We start from the raw sequence: 11,765 nt of genomic DNA on the forward strand, positions 1-11,765 counted from the left end.
TTACTGGACGGTAAATGAGTGGGAGGTGCCATAAATTTTCTGACATATCCGTCCTTTTGAGCCATAACACATATGGGCGTTTACGGGTTGTGTGACTATTTTCCCCCATTCTTTGAGGGTGGAACTATTGCTGGCCTGCTTATTATAGGTGGGTGGGTTGCTTCCGATATAGCGGCCAACAAAATCATCCCTATGGGTAGCTTGGCTGGTGTGAACAGAGCCGCCGCGGGTTTGGTTAATAAGGTTGAGATTATTTTGGACTTTTTGGGCGTTATAGGCGGAGCCAAAGAGGTTTACTGCGATGTTGGGTGTGCCTGGGGGCGGGGCATGGCGGGTGGTTTCTACCATATTACCTGTGGTCATCCCACCGCGGCTATGGGCAGTAATATCAATGCCGGTAGCGGGCGCCCCACCTTGGTTAAAGCCAAATTTGTAGGTGAGATCTGTTAAGGTTTTGCCAGAATTTGTTAAGGGTAGTTTGCCTTCTAAGAATTTTTGATAGCCCGCCACCATCACCTCACTTATTGGCTGGCTGGTGTTGGGGAACCATATGAAATAGCGCGGTTGATCGGCTCCCGTACCAGTTTGCTCCATCGTATTCTTGGTCAGGCTTGCAGCACCGCGTGGGTCAGTGAAGATGCCATTAGCGAAGATGTGTACCTTATCATCGCTACCGGGCTTTAGGTGGGCGCGCTCATCCTCACTTAGCCAACGGAAGGCTGGGACGCCTTCACCTCGCTCATTTAGTAAAGGGTTGCCATCAGCATCTTTTTGATAAATTTGCTTGCCATTTTCATCTACTTCCAGCACAGCGATGGGGTGATCTTTAACAAACATAGTATGGTAGGCTTCATCGCTATAGCTGAAGCCTCTATTGAGTAAGTCGCTGGTGAGATCGTGGTTATTTTTGGTTTTTTCCTGTAGGCTTTTTATATCTACTGGTGTGGCTTGCTCAAGGCTATTTTTTGAATTGGTGTTGAGATCAGCTAAGGTTTGTGTTGTGGTTTGGTTAAACCTTTCTTTTTGTAAAGTTTCATTAGTGATGGTGAGTGTGGTTTCCGTTATAGCGCTTTTGCTGTGGCCTTGCGTGCTTTCTTCAGCTTGGCTTTTGCCTAAGCTGTTGGCGAGTGCATCCTTGGCCGCCCCGTAGCCTAAGCGGGTTGTTAGGCTGGCTTGACCTACTTCGCCGCCTAGATTAAGCTGCCTGGTGGTGCGGGTGGATTGGGCACTGGCTTTGTTATCAATGTTTTCATAGCTCAATGTGCCAGTGGTGAGGTGGTTGTGTGTTTTGGATGCTTTGCTAGTGATTGTTGCACCTTTTAAATGGGTGTTTTGGCCAACTTGGATATTAAAACCGCCTGCGCCTGCTTGCAGGCTTGTTTGTTCATCTACATTTTTGCTCGAAGCTATTGCTTGGTTTTGGTCGCGAACCATATTGGCTTGGGCGCCCTCACCACCCGTTAGAAAAACGCTCGCGGCAAATGTGTCTGTATTACTATCAATGGTTGTTTGGAGGGCATTTGTTTGGCTAATAAGGTTGAGGTTTTTGCCGACCTCTGCGTTTAAAGTACTGCCAGACACGCGTGCACCCTCAAGCGTGGTATCTCCGTTACTTCTGATGGTTAAGGTGTTGGTAGCATTGATTTGAGCATTTTTGTGTTCAATGGTTTTTGTGGTTGTCTCTTCTTTTTCGTTAATCAATTGGATTTTGGCACTCTGGCCTGCGATCGAGGTTTCAAGACCAAGGGAAGCGCTTGTATGGGTGGCGTTTTGGGTTCCTTTTCTTTTATGAGTGGCGTTGGCTAAGTGGATGTCTTGCCCTGCTTGTAAGTTAATATTGGTGGCGGCAAGGTCGGCACCCGTGGCTTGAAGTTGGCCCTTGTGAGCATGAATGTTAAGGTCGCCATGGGCAGCAAGATCCGCGACCAGTGGATTTATTTCTTGCACAGACTGCTTATAGTCGGCTTGATCAAAGCCTAGTTGAGTATTGACGCTAAAGGTATCTTTCCAAGAGGGTTCGGTATAATCTTTGGACGGAAGCTTGCCATGCGAATCTCTTAGGTTTGCCAATGGGTCTTGCCCTGTTTTATAGGCATTATAAACATCTTTAGCTTGTTGATAGGTATTGTAGAGATCATAGCCCTCCATTGCTCCATCTACTAAATTACCGATGTTAGATTTATATTCGCCTGCGCGGCTGAAATCTAAGCGTTTTGTGGCTTTGCTTGCTTTGTCGATGTTTTGCAGGGCACTATTGCTAAGCGTAGTACGTAAGCCCGTAAATGATTGGGTAGATTGTTCTGTCATAAGGGTTTGATTAGATACTGTAGCAAGCGTCACCTCATTGAGGGCTTCTACTATAACACTTCCTTGGGCATTTATTTGAGGCGCTTGTAAATAGGCATTTTGGCTCGCATCTAAATTGATATCTTTTCCAGCAATAAGCTGTGATTGACTGTTATTATTTTGGATGGTTTTTGTGTCCATATCGGTTGATTTAGTGCCGATGCCCACGGTAACGCTATAATTAGAGTGAGAGAAATCTAACCCAAAGCCAGACTGGTTGGTGTGGTGTTCATTGGTTTTAGTCTCTTGACTTGTTGTAATGTTGATATTGCGTTTGGCGTTAAGAGCAATAGTTTTTTCCGCGATAAGATTGCTACCCTGAAGGGTGATATCACCATTTTGTGCGATAATGTGGATATTCCCTCGGGTGTTGAGGTCTGAACCGCGGCTTAAAATAGTGCTTTCGTCTGTATCTTCGTGTTCTTGCCCCCAAAGTGAGATAAAGTCTTTGTCCCGCCCCACAAAGAGACCAGATTTGCTTGAGTGGATAGTTGTTTGGTGGCGCTCTTGTGCGGCAGAAATGGTCACGCTATCGGCTGCGATGGTTATATCTTTTTCAGCACTTATGTTGGATCCTTTGATACTAGCCTGTTGTTTAGCATTGATGCTTACAGTCCCCTTCGCCGTTAATTGGGTACCATGGGCTGTTTCATCAAATTGATTGGTAGAAGAAGAACTGTGTGAGAGGAGACTGTTGTGGTCTTCCTGTTTTGTAGTGCTTATCGTATCGTGGATTGCGTCCAAAGTAAGATCAGTACCAGCCTGTATAAAGGCGTCGCCTTCTGTTTGGAGGCGTGCACCTTGGAAGGTAAGGGCGCCCCCTGTTTTGAGGGTTAGGTCGCCCCCGCTGATTAGCTCTGTGCGCTGATGATGGCGGCTTTGGGCGTTTTCATATTGGCTATTTAGCGCTAAGGCGGTGAAATAGGCAGATCCCCCGGTGTTTAGCGTCATGGCGCCACCGCTTACCAATTGCCCACCTTCAACGCTAAGGTTGCCTGAAGTGTTAAGGGTTAGGTCGTGGTCTGCAACGAGTTGAGCGCTAGAGCCGCTTTGATCTATGCTTTGATATACAAAATCTTTGAAGCTTGTGAGGCGTTGTTTGATTGTTTCGTTGATAATCTCGTTCGCTTGGAGGTAGACACGATCACCATGGATCATACCAGAGCGGTTGACAAGAAGGCCCTTGGTTGAGAGAAGCAAATCTCCTTTTGTTTCTATAATGCCCTGCGTATTGAGAAACTCATTGTGCGCATCAATAGAGAGTGTATCTTTGCTTAATATCACACTATTATTGGTAAAGCGATCTGTAGTGAGGTTAATATCTTTTCCTGTGAGTCGTGCGCTAGCCAATAAGTTAGAATTTTTGGGCGATGATTGTACTAGATATACGCGTGGTACCAGAACCTTTTGCCCGTTAATAAGGTGGGTTTCAAGCCAGATAATGTTTTTGCGCAGCTTCTTGATTTGTTGAGGTGATAGAGGTGCCCCAATTTTTAGGTTAAGCGCTTTTTGTTGTTCTACGGCGTTATCATAAAGTATTTGGATTTGGGTGTTCGTATCAATCCCAAAATTCGCAAGGCTATGGTTGCCCGTTAGCTTAAAAATTTGGTTGCTTATAAAGCGCTGTTCAAAATAGGCATCTCCCAATCTTTTAAATGGAGATTCGGGATTATAGTTGCCAATTTTTTTAAGGAAGTAGTCGGATCCTAAGAACTTATTAAGGTTAATGAAGTCTGAGCGCGTTTCTAATAAGAAAGGCGCTTGTGGAGTGGCGGTGCGTGTTATTTTTGTCTCTATATTTGCAAGTGTTTCTTGGTTATCTAGCGCAAGGGATGGGAGAGAGTCCGACGAAGATGTGGGTTCAAATAGAGCATGGTGGTTTGCGAGAGCGTTGATCATGTTTTGCAATTGATCAGCGGAGATCAGGGGCTTTGCGGTGTCAAAACCAGCAATGGATAAGTCGCTGGCCGAGGCTTTATCAAGTTGCTTTGTGTCAGAGGAAAGGTCAATTTTGTCTGCCCCTCCGCGTACTGCGTGGTTTTTGATATAGCCTGTCGCTTGCGCTGTAAGGGTGCCCCCTGCCTCAATCGTGCCGTAGATTGCGTCATAGGCGAGGTGTTTTGTTGTAGAGGGCGTATGTGTTGTCCAGTCGGTTATCCCCCCAAAGGCACAGCCTGGATTAAGAAAGGTGCAAGGCTCGAGATGGTGATAAGAAATGGAGTCGGTGATGATTGTTTTTATTAAGTCACGCCCCTGATTATGAAGCTTATTGGCTATGATGTTTATATTGCCATTGGCTGCGATCAAACTATAGTGATTATTAATTTCATTAGCATTGGCTTCTAAGTTGCGACCTGTTAAAATTTGCGCGGCATCGCCCTCAAGGGTAGCTTGTTCACGGGTGATGGTTGTGGTAGTGGTAGTTATACTGGTTGTTGTTGTTTTGCTCCACGCGACTCCTAATTCTCGATAGACGTTTTTTGATGTTTTCGAGTAGTGGTCTACGGGGTGAGTGCTAATCTTTATATCCCCTTCGCGCCAGTTATTAAGACTAATGGCATTTAGGGTCATATCCCCCTCTTTTGCTTCCAAAAATCCAGAAATATTATTAAGTGCAAGCGCTTGTGCACCGTTTAAACCGCTAATGGTGAGGTTTTCTTCAGCGATGATATCGCCTTTTGTATTAGTAAGGGTACCATCAAGCTGCACTGTTACGGTATGGGCGCCGTAGATCAGGCCAGTGTTGTTTAGATCTTGATTGAGTTTGATTTCAATATCAGAGTCACTAGAGCCCAACGAGCCGCTATTATACAAGTTATCCGCTGCTAAAATAAAGGCTCCATTGCTTTTTAGAATACCACTTTTTGCATTGATTACGCTTGCGGTTTGCGCCTTTTTGATAAGGTGTAGGTCTAGACGCTTTTGTGCGAGAAGGGTGCCGCTATTGTTGAGAGCGCCTAATTTGGCTTGTATAGTGTTCGCGAGGGCGGTTCCGCTATTATCTAAGTTTTCTTCAGCTTTAAGGGTTAGGACACCGTTTTGCGCTTCAATACGCCCTTCCTGTTTTATTGATTTTCCTTCAAGTATTATATCATGCGTAATAACGAGGCTGGCTTGATCAAGGGACAAAGCATTCTCTGAGGCTATAGTGATGCTTTGTCCAGCAACAAGGCGGCCTGTCTGGTTGAGATTAGCCTTTGCTGTGAGTATCATAGCGCCGTTGGTTTCAATTGTTCCGCTATTATTGAGGCTACCATTGCTTGATAGATTTATCGCTTTGTTTTGTGCTTCAAGATGGCCCGCTTGCACGAGGTCGTCGGCTTTTATATTGATTGAGTCTCGGGCAGATATGAGCGCCTGATTATGGAAAGCATGTGTGTCAATGTGTAAGGTGCCGCCGGCTAAAAGAAGACTAGCTTCTTTTTGGTCTATTTCCGGATACGCGCCATCATTTTGGTTGATGAACGATGTGGCCATAAGTGTTATATCGCCCGTGACGCTACTCATCAGGCCGCTATGATTACGCACTGTCTCTGCTCTTGTGTTTTTTAAGCCGTTCAGGGTAAGAGCGCTTTCCGCGATGATCTTGCCGCCTTTATTGTCGAGGGTACCTTCTAGAGAGAAATGCGCTGTTTGTTTGGCATAGATGAGACCATTATTTTGAAGATCCTGTATAATTTTTACTTCAATATCAGAGCCGCTAGAGCCAAGGTTGCCAGCGTTTTTGATTTGCTCGGCTGTTACAAGAAAAGCGCCGCTACTTTGGATTATACCTGTTTCGCCGTTTGTAATGAGACTCTTTAGTTGCTGAGGGGCTGTGCTATCTTGCTTAGGCGTAACGCTCAGCACAAGATCATTAAGCGCGAGCAAGACTCCAGTATTGTATAAAGCTTGGGTTCTGCCTTGGACGTCTATCCCGCGTATGGTGCCACTATTATCGATGCTTTTATCGATATCAAGAGTTAGAGTTCCATTGCGGGCTTCTATGGTGCCTAGTTGGTGAAGGGTGTGTGATTGTAGGTTGACCCCACCGGCTAAAATAAGACTATTTGTATTGGTGGCCATCGTGCCACCCGCGATAAGAGTGATGTGATTATTGCCGATAAGTCCGCCTCTCTGTGTAATTTTATTGCGGGCGCTGACGATAATAGAACCTGCCGTTGCTATATTACCCTTTTGGGTGATGTTGCCTTTGCGGGCGTGAAGCTCAATTCCTTTTTGCGCCTTTAGGCTAGCATTTGCGGTTAATTGCCCAGCCTCTACTAGCAAAAGTCCTTGGCTTTCATAAAGACCAGAAGAGAGGGATAATGTATCGTCTGTGGTGATGAGGATATCGTCCTTTGCGCCTATATAGTTACTTCTAGCTTTGATAGTATTGGCTTTTATTTCAATTTGGCCAAGCGAGGAAAGCCCTGTTTTGAATTTACTTTGACCTTGTTCTCCATTTTTTTCTTTGGGTTTGGCATTTGTTTTATCAAGATCAATGGTCGCAGCTTCAATTAATAATAAGTTACCGCCGGCTATGCGCCCCATACCAGCCTTGAGTTTATTGGTGTGTAGATGGAGCTCTCCTTTCGCGTGCTGCAGGCCCGCTTCATCGACCCCGCTAGCCAGGAGCGCATCTCGTCCAAGTTTGATTTTATCTCCTGCTACAGTTACGTCTCCTTTGGTAGCAACTCGTGCGTGATCGTCTAACTCAACGTTTCTGAAGGCTTGTAATTCGACCGCTTTTTCAGAGAAAAGAAGTTCTTTAACCCGTGTATTTCCGTGGTAAGAGGATGCTTGTACCGCCCCCTTGGCTCGCGCTTTGCCAATGCTTAGCGTGCCATCGCTCGTTAAGACCATGTCTTTGGCATTGGCGACCATTGGCCCAGCCATATTGACGCCCGCGCCTTTATCGTTAGCGATAACGCGAATTTGCCCAGCATACATGCCGCCCATTAAGCTTGAATCAATGGCTAATTCCGGTTCTTGGCCATCAGAGGAAAGGTTTTTTGTTTCTCTTTTGCGATAATTAAAATTTGCGTGTCCTGTGATGAGTGCTAATGCTCCTTTGCTCTGGATGGGGCCTGCGATCTTGATTTTACGTGAGACAAGGTCGAAAATGTCTAAATTATGCCCATCGCCCCCGTTTTTTTCGATGGTGATATCGCCGCTCTTTACCTGAAGGCCATATAGAGTACCATTTTTACTTATAAGGGGCTGACCAGTTGATAAGGTAACGCGTGGCGTATTGATAAAGCCACAACCATCGCAGGTAATTCCATTGGGGTTAGCGATAATTAGATCCGCCGCACGACCGTGAACTTCGCTTATGCCCTCTAAACGCGATCGATTAGCGCTCACTACTTCGTTTAGGATGATTTTTGCGGGGCCTGTCATGCGTAAATTCTCATTACCAGGCACCAAGCCACCTAATTGGGATTGAGAAAGTTCGCGAGTGGAATTATTAAAAATCGCACCGCGTTTATCAATATTGAAGTGTTCATATTGGTTATGCGAAAGCCCCTGCTTATTGGGGCGGGATATGTTGATTAGAGGCACGCCATTGCTTGCTGTATCCACTTGTGGATGTGTTTTTTATTCTTTGAGAGGGAACCATTTGAGCGGCGCTTGGCTGGATTTGTAGTAAAATGGGTTCAAAGGCCAAACAGATACTTAAAAAAAGAGGAAGAACTTTTGGAGCGGTCGTGGTGAAGCAGCATGAGCTGCTTAAGCGTTTATAGATATGCTTAAGACTTTTCTGTAAAATTATTGTGCATGGGTCGTTATTTTGCTGGTGTGATAGTTTGTATAGGTCTATTTTCATACGTATGCCCTTTAAGCATCTTTTTATTGCTGAGTTAAAATTTGAATCTGTGCAAGGATTGCGGTTACTTTTAAAGTGGTTGCCCTCTCCTAAAAGCTTAAGGATGTGCGTATTTGAAATACGCCATAGGGATTTCTTGCTTCTACGGATTTAGATTGGGCTATAATATGGGAATAGGATACATCGGCATTGATAGCTCCATCGGCTGTGCGTAAGCCAAAGGTCATCCCAGCCAAGGATCCGCCAGCGTTGTTTTTGGCTGAATTGTCGGTAGCTATCCCTAGGTCAAGAGCGGTATAGGGTTCAAGTTTCCCAAAAAATTTTCTAGGTTCTCGGGCTGAGTGGGTTGGTAATAAGAGCGCCATTTCATTACGCCAAAATAGGCCGCTATTGCTGTAATATAGCGCTTCTTTCACCCCGCGTACGGAACCATAACCACCAAGCGATATTTGTTCAGAACCAAATAAAGTATCGGGCGACCATTGACCTGAGAGTAAACTATTATAGCGTAAATGTAAGATTTTTGACGCAAAGGATCGTGCATAGCTGAGTGAAGCAGTAAATTTCGAAAATTGTCCCTTGGGAGTATTGGTATCTGCGGCGGTTTGGGCAGAATCATTGTAGGCGTTAAGAATGGCAAGGCCTTTATGGATGCCGCCTTCGAAGCTTAATTTGCCTCCAGCCCATAGGCGAGAATGATTAAGGGCAAAGGTAGCAATAGTTAGAGTGCGGCTGGAAACATCAACTCGGCTACCCATAATAAAATTATCGGTATATTTCCAAGTTAGGCGGCTTGTAAGCCATGTTTTTCCTACTTGGTCGCGATGGATAACGCGTGAGATCCATGGGACAATAGAGAAAGACTTGCCCGAAGTATCAATCAAAGAAAGTTGCCCTTTAATTGATGAGCGGTATTGGCTCCACGTTCCATCCGCGCCTGCCGTCCAATAGCCATACGGAATTGAGAAGGATCCAGTTATAGTATTGCTATTGGGCGAACTGGGCGAGATATAGAATAGTACATGATCCATAGATCGCTGATAGCTAAGAGACCATTGGTCGTTTGATCCTAAGAGATTATCAAAAGTTATATTCAAGCGTGGTTGATAAACTCCTGTGACTTTCCCGCCAAGGTTATCGCTAGAGAGTGTAACAAACCAAGGCTTTGTTTTATTAAGCTGGAGATCAAGGATGGAGCTGCCCAGAGTGCGACCCGCGCTGAAGCTAATGGTGGCTTGACGCGAGTCAAGGCGATTAATTTGATCAAGGCCTTGTTCTATGTCTCGTAGATTAATAGGCTTATTAATGAGGCGAGGGAACGCAGCGATGATTTCGCTTTTTGCTCCTTGAGTGCCATTTATGGTGATATCTTCTAAGTGCCCTTCGACAATAGTGATAGTAAGGCGCCCGCCGCTTAAGTTTTGTTCAGCTAGATAGGCGCGCGCCGCGATATATCCATGATTAACATAGAGCAATGTTACCGCTTTGAGTGCTTGATTAATAGCAGCAATATCAAGGCAGCGCCCAGACCACGGAGCGATGGTTTGTTGAAGTACGCTATCTGATAAGAGTTTTGCCCCCTTTATGATGATGGTTTTAATGGGCAAACAATTTTGATTATTTATTTCAGTTGGGGGAGAGGCTGATTCTTTTTTAAACAGGGGGGGAACGCTAAAGTGTTCTATGGTTTTTAAGTGTTCAAAGCGCTCTTGTTGTGCTTCTTGGCGCTGTATATTTTCGAATTGATCAGTAACGGCATGATCAGCATTTTGCGCCCATGTATTCACGGGAGCGATAAAGATGAATAAGCTAGTGGTTAATAATCTTAAAGGACGCCATAAAGAAGGGAAAAATTGCTGCATTAATGCCCCTCCGATTTAGGGTGGAAACGGTAAATTTTTTCATCGCTTATAGGTTGTGTAGGTAGGGAATCAGATTGTAGTTTATCAAAGGCGCGGCTAAATCCGCGCAAAGAAAAACGTATTTTGACTACTTGGTTATTGAGAAGACGGAAGACCGCGGTGCCATCAAATGCGCGCCGTAAGTTATTTATATTTTTTTTATCAATGGGGATAACAACGAAACAGCCTAGGTGGTTGCAGTTGCGATAGGAAGCCATGATAGGCTGATTTTTGCCGATTACTAAGCCAAATTGGGAAGGAAGATGAACATCAAGAGGGGTAAGGACGATGAGACGCCAAGTGTCTTTTGCTTGGTGTGTCGTTGGGGCGGTAGACTCTGATAAAGCAAGGTTTAGGATTTCAACTTTTTGTTTCCCTTCTTTTATTTGAACGGATTGAGCGATTTCACAATTGCTTTTGGACGCGCCATTTGCGGTGCCTAAACATACCCATAGCCAGTCTTGATAGCGTTGTGAAAGAATTTTTTGGTTTTCTTGAGCGAAGGCTAAGCTAATTTTAATGAATCCTAGTATAAGGAAAAAAATAAAAAATAATATACAATAGAATATAGTTGATTTTGTTGCATTTTGCACTTTTTTGTACTTTTTAGCATGCATATTAAGCATAATTTATATACCTTTTTAGGTAAAATTACACAAATAGAATAAATTTTGCAATATAGATTAAATATCTTTTATCTAAGATCTTCCCTAATTTCCCCTTTAATTCCTCGAAAACGCCTTCGGTTTTAAACCGGATAGCGGGGCTGCAGCCCTTACAATTCCTTATTCAAATTCGTTGGGCACGTCGAAAAACCTAACGACGATAAAGTATCCCTTTGTTGTCGTTGATTTTTCGGTTGCGACCAAGGTCGTGACTCTGACGCCAAAAGTGTTCGTACAGCTCTACTATCCGTCATTGAATCTTTAGCTAGGGCTATTACTGATTTTATTAAAGAGACCGAACGCAAAAAGGTAGGTCGTAAACATTCCGCGCTTGATGGCTTTACCTAGGAATGTGAGTTGCCTAAATTTGCCGTTCTTATAGGTAGATACTTAGAGGCTGAGGAACGTTTTCATCAGTTTTCACAAACCCATAGCTCTATTGCTAATCTAGTACTCAAAAATCTTAACACGGCTTATACGCAATAATCAAACGGAGGAGGAACAAAACGCGGTACGCAATCAGTAAAGTTGTACTATTTTTGACTTTGCAATAACTGACAATATTTTGGCGCGGCTGAATACCGCTACAATGACTTTGGTAGCAAAGATTTCACCTTTAAGACGAATGAAGTTAAATACGCTCTTAAAGACCAAGACATTCGTGTTGGTATTGCGTTCAAATTCTAATAAAGCCTTATCACCCTTCTAGGGAAGATAATACGTTATAGCCCCATGGTTATTAAAACTGTGGGGCTTTTTTATACGCCCTTAATTCAAAGGACACCCATGCCCGAAAAACAGATACCCCCTGATTGGCTTTCATGGCTTGCTTGGCAAGGCGGTCACATTCGGTGAAATACCATCTTGCCTCTTTGCTGCCTTCGTTCCTCTCAACTATGGAAAGCTCCTTCGCCATGTCGAGGGTGAGAGTGTATTCTTTTAAAACCACATTTTAACGTTCCCCAATTTTGGAGAACGTTAAAACATAGTCCAGTTCTTTTGTTAGATATGAATATTTTCATAGGGCTTAAGGCTTGGGTTTGT

The 11,765-nt window shown here is 44.3% G+C and carries 4 protein-coding genes; 1 reads left to right on the forward strand and 3 read right to left on the reverse strand.

What is annotated here, in order from left to right:
• The 3 genes from ACK28X_RS05440 to ACK28X_RS05450 form a co-directional block, all read right to left on the reverse strand.
• Nucleotides 1-7,911 (reverse strand): hemagglutinin repeat-containing protein, encoded by a 7,911-nt coding sequence (locus ACK28X_RS05440; protein WP_412057407.1) that lies wholly within the window; start codon nt 7,909-7,911, stop codon nt 1-3.
• Between the two features lie 333 nt (nt 7,912-8,244).
• Complete coding sequence (locus ACK28X_RS05445) at nt 8,245-10,017, reverse strand: ShlB/FhaC/HecB family hemolysin secretion/activation protein (RefSeq protein WP_412057408.1); 1,773 nt, start codon at nt 10,015-10,017, stop codon at nt 8,245-8,247.
• Nucleotides 10,017-10,682 carry an invasion associated locus B family protein gene (locus ACK28X_RS05450; protein WP_412057409.1) on the reverse strand — a complete coding sequence of 222 codons (666 nt, stop codon included), beginning with the start codon at nt 10,680-10,682 and terminating at the stop codon, nt 10,017-10,019. The genes ACK28X_RS05445 and ACK28X_RS05450 overlap by 1 nt, the downstream gene beginning before the upstream one ends.
• A 771-nt stretch (nt 10,683-11,453) precedes the next feature.
• Between ACK28X_RS05450 and ACK28X_RS05455 the strand changes: the two genes are divergently transcribed.
• Nucleotides 11,454-11,576 carry a hypothetical protein gene (locus tag ACK28X_RS05455; RefSeq protein ID WP_412057410.1) on the forward strand — a complete coding sequence of 41 codons (123 nt, stop codon included), beginning with the start codon at nt 11,454-11,456 and terminating at the stop codon, nt 11,574-11,576.
• Nucleotides 11,577-11,765 lie beyond the last annotated feature (189 nt).

Source organism: Bartonella sp. DGB2 (assembly GCF_046843095.1).
GTDB lineage: Bacteria > Pseudomonadota > Alphaproteobacteria > Rhizobiales > Rhizobiaceae > Bartonella.

Coding starts and splice junctions, on each gene's coding strand:
- ACK28X_RS05455 (WP_412057410.1), top strand. CDS start 11,454: ATGGTTATTAAAACTGTGGGGCTTTTTTATACGCCCTTAATTCAAAGG.
- ACK28X_RS05450 (WP_412057409.1), bottom strand. CDS start 10,682: ATGCTTAATATGCATGCTAAAAAGTACAAAAAAGTGCAAAATGCAACA.
- ACK28X_RS05445 (WP_412057408.1), bottom strand. CDS start 10,017: ATGCAGCAATTTTTCCCTTCTTTATGGCGTCCTTTAAGATTATTAACC.